Below are 17,736 nucleotides of genomic sequence, written 5' to 3' on the forward strand. Positions count from 1 at the left end.
GGATCGAGCGGTCAGGTCAATGGAGTGCCGCCGGTGACGCCGATGATCTCACCGGTGATGTAGCTCGATTCCTGGGAAGCCAGGAAGACGTACGCGGGCGCCAGCTCCGCCGGTTGCCCCGGGCGGCCCAACGGCACGTCGCCTCCGAACGACTCGAACTTCTCGGTCGGCATGGTCGCCGGAATCAACGGCGTCCAAATTGGCCCCGGGGCAACGGCGTTGACCCGAATGCCCTTCTTCGCGACATCGGCGGCGAGGCCCTTGGTGAAATCGATGATGCCGGCCTTGGTGGTGGCGTAATCCAGCAACTCCGGGGATGGGTTCGCGCCCTGGATCGAGGACGTGTTGATGATGGTCGATCCCGGCTCCATCACCGCGACCGCAGCCTTGCACAGCCAGAACATCGCGTAGAGGTTGGTCTTCAGAACACGGTCGAACTGTTCCGTACTGATCTCGGCGATTCCGCCCATCCGCACCATTTGATAGGCAGCGTTGTTCACCAAAATGTCCAGCCCACCGAGTTCGGACACGGCAGTGTCGACGAGCGCTCGGCAGTGCTCCTCCGACCTGATGTCACCGGGCACCGGCACCGCCTTACGGCCGGCGTCCTCGATGAGCCGAACCGTGTCCCGGGCGTCCGGCTCTTCCGCTTCGAGGTAGCTGATCAGCACGTCGGCACCCTCGCGCGCGAACGCAATTGCGACCGCTCGCCCGATACCCGAATCACCTCCGGTGATGAGAGCCTTCCGCCCTTCCAGCCGCCCGCTCCCCCGGTAGGTCTTCTCACCGTGGTCGGGTGCCGACACCATGTCCGAGGTGAGCCCCGGATGTTCGATCTCGCCCTGCCCTTCGCGGTCCGGCATCGGGTACGCGGTGGTGGGATCCTGTTTCGTGTACTGATCTGCCATTGCTCTCACCCTTTCGCTACGCCGACCAGGTCCCCTCCGATGTACCCAGTTTCACGGATCGAAATCGAGTGAACGACAGGTGAGCTGCGCCTCGCGCGTCTCCCGCGCGGTCGTGCAACTCCTCACGGTTCATGCCTACGCCTTTGCATCCCTGAGCAACCCGGTATGTAGTCTGACCTGCGTGAGTTACTACGCCGCCTATGGGTCCAACATGCATCCGGAGCAGATGCTGCAGCGCTGCCCTCACTCGCCGATGGCGGGAACGGGCTGGTTGCACGGTTGGCGGCTCACATTCAGCGGCGGTGACATCGGCTGGGAAGGCGCGCTCGCCACGGTGGTCGAAGACCCCGATTCCAAGGTCTTCGTGGTGCTGTACGACGTACCGGAGGAGGACGAGGTGAGCCTCGACCGCTGGGAGGGCTCCGAACTCGGGATTCACCGCAAGATCCGGGTACGGGTCGACACCGACGGAGAACCGGTGCTGGCCTGGCTGTATGTGCTCGACGCCTACGAGGGTGGGCTCCCGTCTGCGCGGTACCTCGGGGTCATGGCCGATGCCGCCGAAATCGCCGGGGCACCCGCCGACTACGTGCGCGACCTGCGTACCCGCAACAGCCGCAACGTCGGCCCGGGCACCGAATAGGGCGTCCCGGAGCAGTCAGCCCAGCACGAGGCTGGACAACACCCGCACGCCGACACCGAGCGCCCGCTCGTCCAGATCGAATGTGGGTTGATGGATGTCGAGCTGTTCACCGACGCCCGACCACACGCCCAGCCTGGCCATGGCACCCGGAACTTCCTCGAGATACCAGGAAAAGTCCTCGCCACCACCGGACTGCGGGGTGTCGGCGAGGGCGTCCGCACCCACGGTGCGGATAGCATTCTCGAACATTCGGGTCGACACCTCGTCGTTGACGACGGGCGGCACGCCCCTGCGGTAGTTGAGTTGGTATCGCACTCCCGTGGGCGCCAGCAGTCCGTGCACGATGTCGCGAACGAGCGGCTCGAGCATTTCCCACGTCTCGTGGTCACCGGTCCGCACCGTGCCGGTCATCATGCCGGTCTGCGGAATGGCGTTGGGGGCCCGGCCCGCGCTGACCGCTCCCCACACCATGACGGTGCCTGTACGTGGATCGATTCGCCGGCTCAGCATGCCCGGCAGGCCGGTGACCACGGTGCCGAGCGCGAAGACCAGATCGGTGGTGAGGTGCGGCCGCGACGTGTGACCGCCGGGTGAGTCGAGCACAACCTCGATCGTGTCGGCAGCAGAGGTGATGGCGCCGAGCCGAATTCCGACGCGCCCGGCCGCAAGACGGGGATCGCAGTGCAGCGCGAAGATGCGGGAGACGCCTTCGAGTCGCCCTGCCGCGACCACCTCCAGTGCGCCGCCGGGCATCACCTCTTCGGCGGGCTGGAATATCAGGCGGACACCGACCGGTAGTTCCGGAATCTCGCTGAGGGCCAGGCCTGTCCCGAGCAGGATCGTGGTGTGGGCGTCGTGGCCGCACGCGTGGGACACACCCGGCACTGTCGACGAGTACGTCGCCCCGGTGAGTTCCTGCAGCGGAAGCGCGTCCATGTCGGCGCGCAACGCGATCCGGGGTCCGGTGTCCGGGCCGAGATCACAGGTGAGTCCGGTACCTCCCGGGAGCAGTTCCGGTGAAAGACCCGCGGCAGCAAGCCGGGTCGCCACGAACTCCGTCGTGGCGTACTCGTGCCGCGCCAACTCCGGGTTGGCATGGATGTGCCGACGCCAATGCGAGAGGTCATCGGTGTGAGCACTGATCCATTTGTCGACGGCCGCATTCACCGGCGATCAACTCCTTCCAACAGCCGCACCCGCTGTGTGTCGTCCGTTGCAGCGCGAACTGCCGTCCGAGCCAACGCAATTGCCCCGTCTACCACGGCGCGATCCGCCGACTCGGTGATACATGCCGCCGCGAAGCCGGGCTGATGCGTGACAGCACCGCCCGAGTCCAGTCCGATGATCGGATGGATTCCCGGTAGGACGTTCGTGACGTTCCCCATGTCGGTACTGCCTAGGGGACGGGTGCCTTCCCACTCGAGTGGCACCGGTGTCCGTCCCATGTCGAGAATTTCTTCCCGGTAGGTCGCGACGAGCCACGGGTCGGGGGTGAGCTCCGTGTACGTCGGGGACACCGTGCGGATCTCATGGGTACATCCGGTTGCGAGCGCGCCTGCAGCGAAACACGCCTCCGCACGCGCGGTCAGTTCGGACAGCGCCCACGCCGTCTCGGCGCGCAGGTAATAGAGCATCTCGGCCCGCGCCGGCACGATATTGGGTGCGGTGCCACCGTCCGACACGATCCCGTGAATCTGCTGGCCCGGCGAAAGATGCTGGCGCAGCAGGCCGATACCGACCTGCGCCACAGTCGCGGCATCTGCCGCATTGCGGCCGAACTCGGGCGCGGCCGACGCGTGCGCCTCCCGCCCGGTGAAGGTGATCGCGATGTCCGCGAGCGCCAGTGACGTGGCACCCGTGATGTCGACCGGCCCAGGGTGCACCATCAGGGCGGCTGCCACACCGTCGAAGATGCCCTGCTCGAGCATGGTGATCTTTCCGCCACCACTTTCCTCGGCAGGTGTCCCGATCACTCGCACCGTGATGCCCAGGCGCTCGGCGACCGTCGCGAGGGCAACTCCGGCACCGACCGCCGATGCCGCGATGATGTTGTGCCCGCAGGCGTGGCCGATCTCGGGAAGCGCGTCGTATTCGGCGCAGATGCCGAGCACCAGATCACCGCTGCCGAAGGTCGCGTCGAACGCGGTAGGCAGGCCCGCCACTCCCTGCCGCACCTCGAAACCGCTCCGTTTCAGCAGCTCGGTGACCTTTGCGACACTCCGAAACTCCTCGAACGCCAGTTCCGGTTCCGCGTGGATCGAATGGGACAGCGCAACCAGGTCGGTCTCGATGGACCGGACCGCCGCCTCCATATCCGCATTCACGTGCTCATTCTCTCACCCGAAGCTGAAGTTGCTCTTGTCCGTCACCGTGGCGAGGGCGGTGAGGGCTTCCTGATGGATTCCGCGCTTGATGCCGGCCAGGTTGTCACCGCGTGTCGCGGTGAGCGCGGATGCCCGGGTCACGGCCGCCGTGAGCACGGAATTCCCGTCCGCAACCTCCTCCACGATGCCCGTGGCGAGCGCATCTGCGCCGCCATAGCGACGGCCCGTCGTCATGGCCTCCACGGCGGTCTGTTTCGGCAAGCGGGTGGTGAGCAGCGCCGACATACCCACGGTGAACGGCATGTTCAGCGTCACTTCCGGCAGGCAGTAGAACCCGCGGTCGGCGCGCATCACCCGGAAATCGTGGGATGTCGCGAGCATGGCGCCCGCGCCGAATGCGTGCCCCTGGACGGCCGCGACCGTGGCCATCGGAAAAGTCAGCAGCCGGGTGTAGAGAGTGTGGACGCGGTCGAGGTACTCCGGGAGCTTGTCGGCGTTGGAGAAAATCCAGGTGGTGTCCAGTCCGTTGGTGAAGAACTTGCCCGTTGCGGTCGTGACCAGCGCGGCGGGGCCTTCGTGCGACTCGATCTCGTCGAGCGTGGCGTGGGTGGCATCGATCCAGTCCGGGGAGAAGCGGTTCTCGTTGTCCACCTCCCCCTCGTTCCCGAGGTACAGGATGAATACGTCACCGTCGCGATCGACATAAGGCATGAGTGGAAGACTATCGCCTCATGGGAACGCCAGACGCCGCGGCTGCCGCGCTCGCCGAGTACACCGACTGTGCCGAACACCCGATTGCCGTCGTCCTCGGATCGGGGTGGAACGCCGCCGCCGACCGGTTCGGGGAACCGTTCGCCACCGTGCCGATGGCCGAACTACCAGGCTTCACGCCGCCGTCGGCGCTCGGGCACGCAGGGACGATCCGATCCGTCGACGTGGGCGGGCGGCGGGTACTTCTTCTCCTCGGACGTACGCACGCCTACGAAGGTCATCCGCTGGACTCCGTCGTGCATCCCGTGCGGACTGCGGTCGCCGCGGGCGCGCGCACCGTCATCCTCACCAACGCCGCCGGCGGAATCCGGAGCGAGTACGCGGTCGGGCAGCCCGTTCTCGTCAGCGACCACCTCAATCTCACCGGACGTTCGCCCCTCGTCGGCGCGGAGTTCGTCGATCTCGTCGACGCCTACGACCCCGAATTGCGGGCGCTCGCCCGCGACATCGACCCGAGCCTTGCCGAAGGGGTCTACGCCGGACTGCCCGGACCGCATTACGAGACCCCGGCCGAAATTCGGATGCTGCGCACGCTCGGCGCCGATTTGGTCGGTATGTCCACCGTGCACGAGACGATCGCGGCGCGTGCCCTCGGTGCCCGGGTCCTCGGAATTTCACTGGTCACCAATCTTGCTGCCGGGATTACCGGTGAACACCTCGATCACGAAGACGTGCTCGCCGCGGGCCGCGCGTCCGCTGACCGCATGGGCGGGCTTCTGCGCAAACTGGTGGAGCGCCTGTGAGCGACGTCGTCACCCGGTGGATCGCCGAGGACCCCGACCCACAGTCGCGCGCCGAACTGGCCTCGCTGTCCGCCGACGAACTCGCTGACCGCTTCTCCGCGCCGCTGAGCTTCGGCACCGCCGGCCTGCGCGGGCCGGTCCGGGCGGGGCCCAACGGCATGAACGTCGCGGTGGTGGTCCGCACCACTGCCGGCCTCAGCGCCTGGTTGAAGGACCGGTGCCTGGGCGGTTCCACCGTGGTGGTCGGCCGTGATGCGCGGCACGGGTCCGAGAAGTTCGCCCTGGCCGCGGCGGAGGTTCTGGCCGGTGCCGGTTTCTCCGTTGTCTTGCTGCCGCGTCCGCTCCCCACGCCGATCGTCGCGTTCGCGGTACGCCGGCTCCGCGCGGCGGCCGGAGTGCAGATCACCGCGTCGCACAACCCGGCATCCGACAACGGTTACAAGGTGTACCTCGACGGCGGCGCACAGTTGATCTCGCCGTCGGACCGGGAGATCGAGGCCGCTATTGCCGCGGTGGGGCCGGCACACCTCGTCCCGCGCAGCCCGGTGATCCCGGCGTCCGACGAACTCGTGCAGTCGTATCTTGCGCGGGTCGCCTCCCTTCCGAGGGGAACGTCGCGCACGGTGCGCATCGCACTCACCGCGATGCACGGCGTCGGCGGCGAGACGGCGGTGGCGGCCCTAGGGGCTGCCGGGTTCACCGATATCCACGCCGTCGCTTCCCAATTCCACCCTGACCCCGACTTCCCGACTGTCGAGTTCCCGAATCCGGAGGAACCCGGAGCGTCGGACGAGCTTCTCGCGCTCGCCGATCGGGTCGACGCCGACCTCGCACTCGCCCTCGATCCCGATGCGGATCGTCTCGCCGTGGGTGTGCCGGGACCGGACGGCTGGCGCATGTTGCGTGGCGACGAGACCGGGGTCCTGCTCGCCGACCACGTCCTCGCGTGCGCACCGCCCGACCCGCTCGTCGCCACGACGATCGTGTCCTCGGACCTGCTCGAGAAGCTGGCGTCGGCGCGCGGTGCGCGAAGTGCGCGGACGCTCACTGGTTTCAAATGGCTCGTCCGCGCAGGACACGGGCTCGTGTACGCCTACGAGGAAGCGATCGGTCATTGCGTCGACCCGGAGGTGGTGCGCGACAAGGACGGAATCTCCGCCGCCGTCGTCGCCGCCGACCTCGCCGCTACCCTGCGCAGCGAGGGCTCGACCCTGCTGGATCGCCTGGACGATTACGCGCTCGAATTCGGTCTGCACGCCGGCGACCAGGTGTCCCGTCGAGTCGCGGACATCAGCGAGATCTGGGCCATGATGCGGCGCCTGCGGGCGAACATGCCGACGGAGTTGGCCGGCGAGCCGGTGCGGGCAACCGACCTGGCGGAGCTGCGCGGCTCATCCCGCACCGACGCCGTCGTCCTCACCGGTTCCTCCCTCCGGGTGGTGGTCCGGCCCTCCGGAACGGAACCGAAACTCAAGTGCTACCTGGAGGTCGTGGTCGGGGCACCGGACCGGGAGGGGCTCGGCGCTGCCCGCGCCACGGCACGGGAGCGGCTGACCGTTCTACGCGACTTCGCCCACTCTCTCTGAGTCAGCGGGGGCCGAATTGACGGTCACCGGCATCCCCCAGTCCCGGCACGATGAAGGCGTCCTCGTTCAGCCCCTCGTCGACGGCAGCGGTGACGAGCCTGACCGGATGTCCCGACTCCTGCAGCGCCGCAACACCTTCGGGTGCCGCCACGACACAGACTGCGGTGACGTCGGTGGCCCCACGGGCAACGAGTAGATCGATGGTGTAGATCATCGACCCACCCGTCGCCAACATGGGGTCGAGAACGAAGACCGGCATCCCGGAGAGATCCTCCGGCAGCGACTCCAGGTACGGAACCGGCCGGTGCGTCTCCTCGTCGCGGGCCATCCCCACGAAACCGACACGGGCCTGCGGGATCAAGGAACTGGCCTGCTCGACCATGCCCAGTCCGGCACGCAGCACGGGAACCAGGAGAGGTGGCTGCGCGAGCCGCACCCCGTCCGCGACCGCGACCGGAGTTACCACGTCGAACGTTGCGACGGGAGCCTCACGCATCGCCTCGTACACCAACATGTGCGTGAGCCTTCTCAACGCGCCGCGGAAGATGGCATTGTCGCTGCGCGCGTCGCGCATGGTTGTCAGGAGGACCGCTGCGAGCGGATGGTCGACCACGTGCGTGTTCATGCTCGAAGAATAAGGGGATCGGGCGGGGATTCCCTCGGGATCGACTTCGCCGGGCCACACGGGTCCGTCGACATGGGTATTCGGATTACCCGTGCAGCACGTCTCGGGTGTCAATGGGGGGTGGAACCGTATCGATGTCGACGGCGTCCAATAAGGTGACCGGTATCAAATCCGACTGGGGGGATTGACGATGAACGACTTGAGGGCGGATACCGCGAGTATCGCCACGTTCGCGGCCACGGCCGCGACCATGGGGGCGGAGATGCAGGCGGCCGGGCTGACCGCTGCAGCGGCGGGCCCGCTGCTGCTGGGACCGGTGTTCGGCGTGATCGGCGCAGACTTCGTCGCCGCCTTCGCCACGGCGCACGCCGCGCACCTGGCGTCGATCGAGAAGCTAGCGGGTGTTCTCGGCGGGATCAGCACGACCGCGCTGGCCAACGCCGCCAACTACGACAGCACCGACATGGCCACGACGGCTGCGCTCGCCGCCGATGCTGTCGGGCTGGGGGCCTGATCATGATCCCCATCGATCTGCTCGCCCGCCCAATGCTCGATCTCCTCGGCGCCTTCGGCAGCGGTGTCCCCCCCGCGGGCGGTCCGGCTGACGCTCTCCGTACATCCTCGGTCGCCATCGACGCCGTGCACGACACCGGGCGAACCGGGATCAGCGCCGTCTACGGAGACTGGGAAGGACGAGGCGGTACGGGCGCGATCGTGAAGACCGAAGAGGCGCAACGATCCACGGTCGCCGTCGCCGATCGCGGCAACGACATGGCTGCCGTCGTGGCCGAGGCGTCCGAGATCGTGCGGGCCGGAATGGCGCAATTGCAGGAGATCCTGCAGTCGTTCCTCTCCCTCGCGATCGCGGCCGGACCGGTGCTCGCCACCCCTCCGGGACAAGCCATGATCATCGCTGCCGCGATCGACCATCTCGGGAGAGCGACCACCGTCGTCGCCGCGGTACGGACCCAACTGAGTCAGCAGACCGCGCGAATGGTGGAGCTCACCCCTGCCGAGGACACACCGACCGCGCCCGCCGCAACCGCGCCCGCGAGCACGTTCGCCGCGAGCACCGTGCCCGCGGCCGCAACGCCGGTGTCCCCCGCGGGCGCCGACCCGATGAGTCGCGCGGCGTCCGGATTCGCGAGTTCGTCGAGCGCGCCGTCGATGTCCGGATTGATGAGTCCGGTGTCGAACATCGCCTCTTCGGGTGGCCGGGGCGCGAGCGGGAGCCGATCGGATTCCCTCATGGGCAATTCCGGAGTTACCGGCCGCGGCGCCGCCACTTCCGACGCCACGCACAGCGGTGAGGGCGTCGAGGTTGTTCTCCCGGACGGCAGCACTGCCCTGGCACCCAACAAGGAAGCCGCCGACGCCGTCCGCAATGCGCTGTCACAACAAGGTGTCCCGTATGTCTGGGGTGGCACCGCTCCCGGCGAGGGCCTCGACTGCAGCGGTCTGACGCAATGGGCGTATGGCGAAGCCGGAGTAGGGATTCCGCGTCTTGCACAGGAGCAGAACGTGGGTACCGCGGTCGACCCGGGCGACTTGATGCCGGGCGATCTGGCCGTGTGGGACGGACACGTGGCAATGGTGATCGGCAACGGCCAACTCGTGGAGGCCGGTGACCCCGTGCAGCTGGGCCCCATCCGAACCAGTAACAGCGGCATGGGCTTCTACGGCTTCTACCGACCTACCGAATGACAGGAATCATGTTTCCTCCCACCCCACCCTCGGCCGGAGTCACGGCAGCAGTGAGCAATCGATCGGGCACCGTCTCGGTGCGCACCACCGAGCACGGTCTCCCCCTCGAACTTCGCATCGATCCACGCGAACTGCGCTACGGCGGCCAGCGCCTCGCCGACGAGATTCTGACGCTGTGCCGTCGTTCCGCCATGGAAGCCGGCGCACGGCGCCGCGACGAACTGGCCCGTGACGGAATGCCTGCCGACGTGCTCGACAAGCTCGGTCTGCCCACCCGCGCCGACGTGGCAGCGGCCCAGGCCGCCGAGGACGAGGAAGAACCCGCCCCGACGAGCTGGATGCGACCACTGTGAGCGAACACGAAATGGACACCATCGTCGGCCGTGCCACCGAACAGGTCGCTCTCCTCGAGGAAGCACTCGAGGGACTGCGGTCGATCAAGGCCCGCGTCTCGAGTGAGTCCGATCACGTCACCGCTGAGGTGGACGGCAACGGAACCCTGACCGGCCTGTGGATGAACGATTCCATCGCCGGCCTCGACCCCGTGGCCCTGGCCACGCTGATTACCGGCACCACCCAGGAAGCCGCGCGCCTGGCCGCCGAACAGCGCAGCCAGGTCATGACGACGTTGCACGACGAGTTCGGGAAGGTCTAGCCATGGGCCGGGTATATCTTTGGCCGCCGGGTCGATAGGCTTCCCGCCATGGCTGGAGACATCGTCCCGATCGAACTTGGTCTCACCGACGGCGACCTCGTCACACTGTGGGCCCCACGGTGGCGTGAGGGCGACGACGAGTGGGAAGCATTCCTGGGTCACGAGGAAGACCTGTACGGGTTCGAAACGGTGGCGGAGTTGGCTGCGTTCATCCGCACGAATACCGACAACGATCTCGTCGAGCATCCTGCGTGGAGCGTCGTATCCGGGCTGTCCGCCGCCGAACTCGAACCGGACGAGAACTTCTGTTTCGATCTGATCGGGGTGCCGGAACTCGCTGCGAGCGACCCCGACGCCATCGTCGTCAGCGAACTCGAAGACACCCTCAACATGGTGCGCAACATCGGCGAAGTCTGCGAGCTCGACGCCGTCGTCAAATTCTTCAGCGCCAATCCGATCCTCGGCGCGCTCCCCGCAGGTGTGGGTGCATTCGAGGGTCGCGAAGGCGAAGAGCTCTGGAGCCAGATCGGAACGGCCATAGCGAAAGGCTGGGACGACGTCCTCGACGCCATCGACGGCATCGTGTCCACTCCCGACGTCGACGCCGATGCGGTGGCCGTTGCGGAAGCAGAGTTGCTGGCCGCCGACGAGAACACCGTGGACGTGGACGACGCCGCGGAGGCCGAAGAAGAGGAGGAGTTCGTTCCCCTCGATCTGGAAGAAGAAGACGACGACGAGGACGACTCGTTCTGGGGTTCGGTGGGCGTCGATCCCATCAAGATCATCACCTCGGGCGGCACCTACTTCACCCTTCGGTGCTATCTCGACGATGACGCTCTCTTCCTGGGACGTGAAGGCGTGATCTTCGTGTTCACCTCGGAGCGTGCCCTCGCGCGTTACCTTGCCGACAACCACGACCACGCCCTTGCCCAGGTCAGCACCTACGAAGAGATCCAGGTGGCGGCCGTGGACGGCTCACTCGAGGTGGAGGTCACGGACGAGAACGTGTACGTCCTCCCCGGTTTGGCCGACGACCTGGCCGCCGGACCGAAAGCCGTGGACGCGGACCAACTCGACCTCGCCGTCGAATTGTTCACCGATGCAGCGGACTTCGCCGACGACGACTCTGTGGAAACCGCGCTCGCCACGTCCAACCCGCTCGGCTGGTACGTGTCGTTCATTCTCGACCCCGACCCGACCCGCCTGGCGCCCAGCGCGCCGTACGACGCCGAGGCCGACGCATGGCGCACCCTCGAGCGCGAATTCGAGGCTCGCCTGCGCGCGGTCTAGGCACGAGAACGCTCAGCCCACGAGGACGGCGAATCCCGGCTTGATCACTTCGTCGATCAGCTGGAGTCGCTGATCGAACGGGATGAACGCCGACTTCATGGCATTGATCGTGTAGCGCTCGAGGTCCGTCCAGCCGTAACCGAACGTTTCGACCAGTCGAAGCATCTCGCGGCTCATCGTGGTATCGCTCATCAACCGGTTGTCGGTGTTGACCGTCACCCGGAACCGCAACTGTGCGAGCAGGCCGAACGGATGATTCTCGAGGGCATCGACCGCCCCGGTCTGAACGTTCGAACTCGGACACAGCTCCAACGGAATCCGCTTGTCGCGCACGTAGTTCGCGAGCGATCCGAGAACGGGGACACCGTCGTCGCCGATCGTGATGTCGTCGGTGATGCGAACCCCGTGCCCTAGCCTGTCCGTGCCGCAGAAGGCGATGGCCTCGTGGATCGACGGCAGGCCGAATGCCTCGCCGGCATGGATGGTGAAGTGTGCATTGTTGTTGCGCATGAATTCGAAGGCGTCGAGGTGACGGCTCGGCGGGTTACCGGCCTCGGCCCCGGCGATATCGAAACCGACCACACCGCGGTCGCGGAACCGCACTGCGAGTTCTGCGATTTCCCGGCTTCGCGCCGCGTGCCGCATCGCGGTGAGCAGGACTCCCACGCGCACTCGCTGACCGCGCGTCTCCGCGGCCGACTCCCCCGCCCGGAAGCCGAGCAGTACCTGCTCTACCACCTGATCGAGCGTCAGCCCCTCCTCGAGGTGCTGCTCGGGAGCGAAGCGGACCTCGGCGTACACCACGCCGTCGTCCGCCAGATCCTCCGCGCATTCCCGGGCCACCCGCTCGAGCCCGGTCGGTGTCTGCATTACCGCAACCGTATGAGCGAACGTCTCCAGGTAACGCTCGAGCGACCCGCTGTCCGCAGCCTCGCGGAACCAGGTGGCGAGTGCCGGCGCGGTATCGGCGGGCAATCCGTCGTACCCGCAGTCGCGGGCCAGTTCGAGAACTGTCTCGGGCCGGAGACCTCCGTCGAGATGGTCGTGCAGCAACACCTTCGGCGCTCGGCGCAGGGCCGACAGATCCAGTGCGGTCATGCGTCGACGTTAGCCTGAGGGCTCCTCGATTCGCTCGATGACGAGCGGAGCCGTCACGCTCGGCGCGTCGGCGACGATGGTCCATGCATTGGCGAGCGACACCTTCGCCGACCTGAACCGCTCCGGCGTGTCCGTGTGCAGCGTGGCCAGCGGAGTGCCGACCGTGACGGTCTGCCCGGGTTTCGCGTGCATCTCGATGCCTGCCGCCGCCTGCACCGCCTCACCTTGGCGCGCTCGACCCGCGCCCAGCCGCCACGCAGCGAGACCGACCGCCATGGCGTCGAGACCACACACCACACCCTCGGTCTCCGAGAGAATCACCTCGGTGTGGCGGGCCTTCGGAAGCGGGGCGTCGGGGTCGCCGCCCTGCGCCCCGATCATGGCCCGCCAGCGGTCCATGGCGGATCCGTCCCGAAGCTTGTCCGCGGGGTCGACTCCGTCGATTCCGGCTGCTTTCAGCATCTCTCGGGCCAGCTCGAGGGTGAGCTCGACCACGTCGGCGGGGCCGCCGCCCGCCAGCACCTCCACCGCCTCCCGCACCTCGAGGGCGTTGCCGGCGGTGAGCCCGAGGGGTGCGTCCATCGCCGTGAGCAACGCCAGTGTCCGCACCCCGGCGTCGTTACCCAGATCCACCATCGTCTGCGCGAGCTCGCGCGCATCGTCGAGCTTCTTCATGAACGCGCCCGACCCCACCTTCACATCGAGCACCAGCGCTTCGGTGCCTTCCGCGATCTTCTTGCTCATGATCGAGCTGGCGATCAGAGGAATCGATTCGACGGTCCCGGTCACGTCGCGCAACGCATACAGCCGCCGGTCGGCGGGGGCGAGGTCGGCGCCGGCCGCGCACACCACGGCCCCGATAGCCGGGTCGGACAGGATTTCGGCCATCTTGGAGGTGTCGAGGTCGGCGCGCCAGCCGGGGATCGCCTCCAGCTTGTCGAGTGTCCCCCCGGTGTGGCCGAGGCCGCGGCCGGACAGCTGCGGTACGGCGGCCCCGCACGCGGCGACGAGCGGCGACAACGGCAGGGTGATCTTGTCGCCCACTCCCCCCGTCGAGTGCTTGTCCACCGTGGGGCGTCCCAGGTGCGTGAAGTCGAGCCGGCGACCCGAGGAGATCATCGCGGTGGTCCATCGGCTCACCTCCTCGCGGGTCATGCCACGGAAGTAGATCGCCATCGCCAGCGCCGACATCTGCTCGTCGGCGACGACTCCGTGGGTGAATGCCTCCACGACCCAGTCGATCTCTGCACCGGTCAGCTCCCGGCCGTCTCGTTTGGCGGCGATGATCGAGGCAGCATCATGCACGGCGGATCCTTTCGGTCTCGTCCGGACCGAAGGCGTCCGGCAGCAACTGGTCCAACGGCCGGATTCCGGCTCGGTGATCGACGAGCAATCGAGGGCCTCCGTGCTCGAGGAGTAGCTGACGACAACGTCCGCACGGCATCAGTATCTCCCCGGCCGCGTCACAGCAGGTGAAGGCCAGCAGCCTGCCACCCCCGCCCGCAAATAAGTTACCGACCAGTACACACTCGGCGCAGAGCCCTAACCCGTATGAGACATTTTCCACATTGCATCCGACGACAATTCGCCCATCGTCCACCAGTGCAGCCGCACCCACGGCAAATCCCGAGTAGGGCGCATAGGCCCTACTCATCACCCGTTGCGCGTTGGCGCGCAACAGATTCCAATCGATCTCGCTCATGGTTGACCATCCAATCATGCCCACTGAATGGATGCAGAGAATCCCCCTGAAGCCGTCATTTCGATTTGGGGAGGCAAACCTAACTTCGTTTCCGCAGGCTGTACGAATCCGGAGTCGAGTTAGTTCCCGAGATTCTGTTGGGTTTACAGTTCAGAGAAGTCGGTTCAGGATCTCGTCGGGTCCAGCTGAGGTACCCCCGAAAAGCTACGCAGGCTCGACGCGTCCACCAATGACGTTGGAGGCACAGCACTCGATGAGTAGCACGACTGAAGCCGCTCCGGCCAAGGAGCGCACACGGTCGCTTTACCGGGGCGACCCCGGAATGTGGTCCTGGGTTTTGCACCGGATCACAGGCGTAATGACGTTCTTCTTCCTTTTCGTCCACGTGCTGGATACCGCGCTGGTGCGCGTGAATCCCGACACGTACGACAGTGTCATCGAGACCTACAAGAACCCGATCGTCGGGCTCATGGAACTCGCGCTCGTCGCCGCGGTGCTGTACCACGCACTGAACGGTGTCCGGGTGATGCTGGTGGACTTCTGGTCCAAGGGGCCGCAATACCAGCGCCTCATGCTCTGGGTCATTCTCGCGATCTGGTTCCTGGTGATGATCCCGGGCGCCGGCCGCATCTTCTACAACATGTTTGCGGGGCACTGACATGACGACAGAAGCCAAGAGTCTCGGCAAGACCTACGACCGTCCCGCCAGCCTGGACAACCCGCGCTCACCACGCCGGACGTCGAAGAACAACTTCGAGCTGTACGCCTGGCTGTTCATGCGGTTCTCCGGTCTCGCGCTGATCTTCCTCGTCCTCGGCCACCTGTTCATCATGCTGATGCTCGACGACGGTGTGCACCGCATCAACTTCGCGTTCGTCGCAGGCCGCTGGTCCAGCCCGTTCTGGCAGTTCTGGGACCTCACCATGCTCTGGCTTGCCCAGCTGCACGGCGGCAACGGACTCCGGACCGTCATTGCGGACTACTCCCGCAAGGACTCCACGCGCTTCTGGCTGACCACGATCCTCGTTCTCTCGATGATCCTGATCATGGGCCTGGGCACGTACGTCATCTTCACCTTCGACCCCAATATCTCGGCGAGCTAGGGGAGCACAGACTTCATGCAGGAACACCGTTATGACGTGGTCATCGTCGGTGCCGGCGGCGCCGGCATGCGCGCAGCGATCGAGGCCGGGCCGCGCGCCCGCACCGCGGTACTGACCAAGCTCTACCCCACCCGCAGCCACACGGGCGCTGCCCAGGGCGGCATGTGCGCGGCACTGGCGAACGTCGAGGAAGACAACTGGGAGTGGCACACCTTCGACACTGTCAAGGGCGGCGACTACCTCGCCGACCAGGACGCCGTCGAGATCATGGCGAAGGAAGCCATCGACGCGGTGCTCGACCTCGAGAAGATGGGTCTGCCGTTCAACCGCACTCCCGAGGGCAAGATCGACCAGCGTCGTTTCGGTGGCCACACCCGCGATCACGGTAAGGCCCCCGTGCGCCGTGCGTGTTACGCCGCCGACCGCACCGGCCACATGATCCTGCAGACGCTCTACCAGAACTGCGTCAAGCACGACGTCGAGTTCTTCAACGAGTTCTACGCGCTCGACATCGCCATCACCGAGACGGAGAACGGCCCGGTTGCCACCGGCGTCATCGCCTACGAGCTGGCCACCGGCGAGATCCACGTGTTCCACGCCAAGTCGATCGTGTTCGCCACGGGCGGCTCGGGACGCATGTACAAGACGACGTCCAACGCCCACACCCTCACCGGTGACGGCATGGGCATCATCTTCCGCAAGGGCCTGCCGCTGGAGGACATGGAGTTCCACCAGTTCCATCCCACAGGCCTGGCCGGGCTCGGCATCCTCATCTCCGAGGCGGTGCGTGGTGAAGGTGGCATCCTCCGTAATGCGGACGGTGAGCGCTTCATGGAGCGGTACGCCCCCACCATCAAGGACCTCGCCCCGCGTGACATCGTCGCCCGCTCGATGGTGCTCGAGGTACTCGAGGGCCGCGGCGCAGGACCGAACAAGGATTACGTCTACATCGACGTGACCCACATTCCCGAGGAAGTTCTCGACGAGAAGCTCCCGGACATCATGGAGTTCTCCCGCACCTACCTCGGTGTCGACCCGGTCAAGGAACCGGTGCCGGTGTACCCGACGTGCCACTACGTCATGGGCGGTATCCCCACCAAGATCAACGGTGAGGTCCTGCGCAACAACGAGGACATCGTCGCCGGCCTGTACGCCGCCGGTGAATGCGCCTGCGTCTCCGTGCACGGCGCCAACCGCCTCGGCACCAACTCGCTGCTCGACATCAACGTCTTCGGACGTCGCGCGGGCATCGCCGCCGCGGAGCACGCGAACACCACCGAGTTCGTGCCGCTCCCCGACGCCCCGCAGAAGATGGTCGAGGACTGGATGGAACTCATCCTCTCCGATCACGGCCACGAGCGTGTCGCGGACATCCGCAGCGAACTGCAGCAGTCCATGGACAACAACGCGTCGGTGTTCCGGACCGAAGAGCGCCTCACTCAGGCCCTCAAGGACGTACGCGCCCTCAAGGAGCGCTACAACCACATCACGGTGCAGGACAAGGGCAAGCGCTACAACAGCGACCTGCTCGAGGCCGTCGAGCTCGGCTTCCTGCTCGAAATGGCAGAGGTCACCGTCGTCGGTGCGCTCAACCGCAAGGAGTCCCGCGGCGGCCACGCTCGCGAAGACTTCCCCGACCGCAACGACGCCGAGTACATGAAGCACACGATGGCATACAAGGAGGGCGACGGCCTGCTCTCCGACATCCGTCTCGACTACAAGCCGGTAGTCCAGACCCGTTACGAGCCGATGGAGCGTAAGTACTGATGAGCGCACCTGCAGTCGACAAGAGCGAAGACAAGTCGGATCTCCCTGCCATCCCCGAGGGCGCCGTCATGGTCACCCTCAAGATCGCGCGGATGAACCCGGAGTCGGGCGAGGGTCAGCACTGGGACAGCTTCCAGGTGCCGGCGCTGCCCACCGACCGCATGCTGAACCTGCTCCTCTACGTGAAGGGCTACCTCGACGGCACCCTCACGTTCCGGCGCAGCTGCGCCCACGGCGTGTGCGGCTCGGACGCGATGCGGATCAACGGCGTGAACCGTCTGGCCTGCAAGCTCCTCATGAAGGACATGCTGCCCAAGGACGGCAAGCCGGTCACGATCACCGTCGAGCCCATCAGGGGTCTGCCGGTGGAGAAGGACCTCGTCGTCGACATGGAACCCTTCTTCGACGCATTCCGCGCCGTGAAGCCGTTCCTCATCACCACCGGCAACGAGCCCACCCGCGAGCGCATCCAGTCGCAGCACGATCGCGCACGTTTCGACGACACCACCAAGTGCATCCTGTGCGCCTGCTGTACGACGTCGTGCCCCGTGTACTGGAGCGACGGCAGCTACTTCGGTCCCGCTGCCATCGTCAACGCGCACCGCTTCATCTTCGACAGCCGTGACGAGGGCGCCTCGGAGCGCCTCGACATCCTGAACGACAAGGACGGTGTCTGGCGCTGCCGGACCACCTTCAACTGCACCGACGCATGCCCGCGTGGCATCCAGGTCACGAAGGCGATCCAGGAAGTCAAGCGCGCATTGCTGTTCGCGCGCTGAGCGAATTTCCCAGCACACCAGCAGTTCCCGAGCGCCTG

20 protein-coding genes are annotated in these 17,736 nt (G+C 66.4%); 12 read left to right on the top strand and 8 right to left on the bottom strand.

Annotation, left to right across the window (positions count from 1 at the left end; all coding sequences use genetic code 11):
- Nucleotides 1-11: 11 nt before the first annotated feature.
- The gene (locus ACH49N_RS24555; protein ID WP_358275207.1) at nt 12-908 is read right to left on the bottom strand and encodes an SDR family oxidoreductase; all 897 of its coding nucleotides are present in this window, start codon (nt 906-908) and stop codon (nt 12-14) included.
- A gap of 181 nt (nt 909-1,089) precedes the next feature.
- Between ACH49N_RS24555 and ACH49N_RS24560 the strand changes: the two genes are divergently transcribed.
- Nucleotides 1,090-1,551, top strand: coding sequence for a gamma-glutamylcyclotransferase (locus ACH49N_RS24560; RefSeq protein WP_109335211.1), 462 nt, complete (start codon nt 1,090-1,092; stop codon nt 1,549-1,551).
- 15 nt (nt 1,552-1,566) lie between these two features.
- Here ACH49N_RS24560 and ACH49N_RS24565 read toward each other — a convergent pair whose 3' ends face one another.
- Genes ACH49N_RS24565 through ACH49N_RS24575 form a run of 3 tightly spaced genes read right to left on the bottom strand, consistent with a single transcriptional unit; the run spans nt 1,567 to nt 4,586 of the window.
- Nucleotides 1,567-2,718: a M20 family metallopeptidase gene (locus tag ACH49N_RS24565; protein ID WP_159925785.1), complete on the bottom strand. Its 1,152-nt coding sequence runs from the start codon at nt 2,716-2,718 to the stop codon at nt 1,567-1,569.
- Nucleotides 2,715-3,863 (bottom strand): M20 family metallopeptidase, encoded by a 1,149-nt coding sequence (locus tag ACH49N_RS24570; protein ID WP_159927556.1) that lies wholly within the window; start codon nt 3,861-3,863, stop codon nt 2,715-2,717. Before ACH49N_RS24570 ends, ACH49N_RS24565 begins: the two co-directional genes overlap by 4 nt.
- Nucleotides 3,864-3,887: 24 nt before the next feature.
- A complete protein-coding gene (locus ACH49N_RS24575; RefSeq protein ID WP_250769133.1) occupies nt 3,888-4,586 on the bottom strand; it encodes an enoyl-CoA hydratase/isomerase family protein in 699 nt (232 codons plus the stop codon).
- 20 nt (nt 4,587-4,606) lie between these two features.
- On the opposite strand from ACH49N_RS24575, the gene ACH49N_RS24580 reads away from it, so the two are divergent.
- Both ACH49N_RS24580 and ACH49N_RS24585 read left to right on the top strand, forming a co-directional pair.
- The gene (locus tag ACH49N_RS24580) at nt 4,607-5,389 is read left to right on the top strand and encodes a purine-nucleoside phosphorylase (RefSeq protein ID WP_213577237.1); all 783 of its coding nucleotides are present in this window, start codon (nt 4,607-4,609) and stop codon (nt 5,387-5,389) included.
- Nucleotides 5,386-6,975: a phospho-sugar mutase gene (locus tag ACH49N_RS24585; RefSeq protein WP_358275204.1), complete on the top strand. Its 1,590-nt coding sequence runs from the start codon at nt 5,386-5,388 to the stop codon at nt 6,973-6,975. The genes ACH49N_RS24580 and ACH49N_RS24585 overlap by 4 nt, the downstream gene beginning before the upstream one ends.
- Before the next feature lies 1 nt (nt 6,976).
- Here ACH49N_RS24585 and upp read toward each other — a convergent pair whose 3' ends face one another.
- Nucleotides 6,977-7,600 (bottom strand): uracil phosphoribosyltransferase, encoded by a 624-nt coding sequence (gene upp, locus ACH49N_RS24590; protein WP_159925777.1) that lies wholly within the window; start codon nt 7,598-7,600, stop codon nt 6,977-6,979.
- Nucleotides 7,601-7,790: 190 nt separating this feature from the next.
- Here upp and ACH49N_RS24595 point away from each other — a divergent pair, with 190 nt between their 5' ends.
- From ACH49N_RS24595 to ACH49N_RS24615, 5 genes are read left to right on the top strand one after another with little or no spacing between them, the layout of a single operon-like run.
- A complete protein-coding gene (locus ACH49N_RS24595; protein ID WP_358275202.1) occupies nt 7,791-8,114 on the top strand; it encodes a type VII secretion target in 324 nt (107 codons plus the stop codon).
- 2 nt (nt 8,115-8,116) lie between these two features.
- The gene (locus ACH49N_RS24600) at nt 8,117-9,304 is read left to right on the top strand and encodes an NlpC/P60 family protein (RefSeq protein ID WP_358275200.1); all 1,188 of its coding nucleotides are present in this window, start codon (nt 8,117-8,119) and stop codon (nt 9,302-9,304) included.
- A gap of 8 nt (nt 9,305-9,312) precedes the next feature.
- A complete protein-coding gene (locus tag ACH49N_RS24605; RefSeq protein ID WP_358275248.1) occupies nt 9,313-9,657 on the top strand; it encodes a hypothetical protein in 345 nt (114 codons plus the stop codon).
- Nucleotides 9,654-9,959 carry a YbaB/EbfC family nucleoid-associated protein gene (locus ACH49N_RS24610; protein ID WP_358275198.1) on the top strand — a complete coding sequence of 102 codons (306 nt, stop codon included), beginning with the start codon at nt 9,654-9,656 and terminating at the stop codon, nt 9,957-9,959. The genes ACH49N_RS24605 and ACH49N_RS24610 overlap by 4 nt, the downstream gene beginning before the upstream one ends.
- 48 nt (nt 9,960-10,007) lie before the next feature.
- Nucleotides 10,008-11,249, top strand: coding sequence for a primosomal protein (locus tag ACH49N_RS24615; protein ID WP_358275196.1), 1,242 nt, complete (start codon nt 10,008-10,010; stop codon nt 11,247-11,249).
- A 12-nt stretch (nt 11,250-11,261) separates the two neighbouring features.
- On the opposite strand, the gene ACH49N_RS24620 is transcribed toward ACH49N_RS24615, so the two are convergent.
- The 3 genes from ACH49N_RS24620 to ACH49N_RS24630 are packed head-to-tail and all read right to left on the bottom strand — an operon-like array spanning nt 11,262 to nt 14,049.
- Complete coding sequence (locus ACH49N_RS24620; protein ID WP_159925767.1) at nt 11,262-12,347, bottom strand: adenosine deaminase; 1,086 nt, start codon at nt 12,345-12,347, stop codon at nt 11,262-11,264.
- A gap of 9 nt (nt 12,348-12,356) precedes the next feature.
- Nucleotides 12,357-13,652, bottom strand: a complete 1,296-nt coding sequence (locus tag ACH49N_RS24625) for a thymidine phosphorylase (RefSeq protein WP_358275194.1) — start codon at nt 13,650-13,652, stop codon at nt 12,357-12,359.
- Entirely contained in the window at nt 13,645-14,049 is a 405-nt protein-coding gene (locus ACH49N_RS24630; RefSeq protein WP_159925763.1) for a cytidine deaminase, read from the bottom strand. The genes ACH49N_RS24625 and ACH49N_RS24630 overlap by 8 nt, the downstream gene beginning before the upstream one ends.
- A gap of 253 nt (nt 14,050-14,302) precedes the next feature.
- Here ACH49N_RS24630 and sdhC point away from each other — a divergent pair, with 253 nt between their 5' ends.
- From sdhC to ACH49N_RS24650, 4 genes are read left to right on the top strand one after another with little or no spacing between them, the layout of a single operon-like run.
- Nucleotides 14,303-14,707 (top strand): succinate dehydrogenase, cytochrome b556 subunit, encoded by a 405-nt coding sequence (gene sdhC, locus ACH49N_RS24635; RefSeq protein ID WP_109335215.1) that lies wholly within the window; start codon nt 14,303-14,305, stop codon nt 14,705-14,707.
- A gap of 1 nt (nt 14,708) precedes the next feature.
- Entirely contained in the window at nt 14,709-15,152 is a 444-nt protein-coding gene (locus ACH49N_RS24640; RefSeq protein ID WP_005239887.1) for a succinate dehydrogenase hydrophobic membrane anchor subunit, read from the top strand.
- A 15-nt stretch (nt 15,153-15,167) separates the two neighbouring features.
- Complete coding sequence (gene sdhA / locus ACH49N_RS24645) at nt 15,168-16,919, top strand: succinate dehydrogenase flavoprotein subunit (RefSeq protein WP_159925761.1); 1,752 nt, start codon at nt 15,168-15,170, stop codon at nt 16,917-16,919.
- Nucleotides 16,919-17,698: a succinate dehydrogenase iron-sulfur subunit gene (locus ACH49N_RS24650; RefSeq protein ID WP_109331418.1), complete on the top strand. Its 780-nt coding sequence runs from the start codon at nt 16,919-16,921 to the stop codon at nt 17,696-17,698. Before sdhA ends, ACH49N_RS24650 begins: the two co-directional genes overlap by 1 nt.
- Nucleotides 17,699-17,736: the final 38 nt, after the last annotated feature.

Source organism: Rhodococcus sp. NPDC019647 (assembly GCF_044389235.1).
In the GTDB taxonomy this organism is placed as follows: Bacteria; Actinomycetota; Actinomycetes; order Mycobacteriales; family Mycobacteriaceae; genus Rhodococcus_F; species Rhodococcus_F oxybenzonivorans.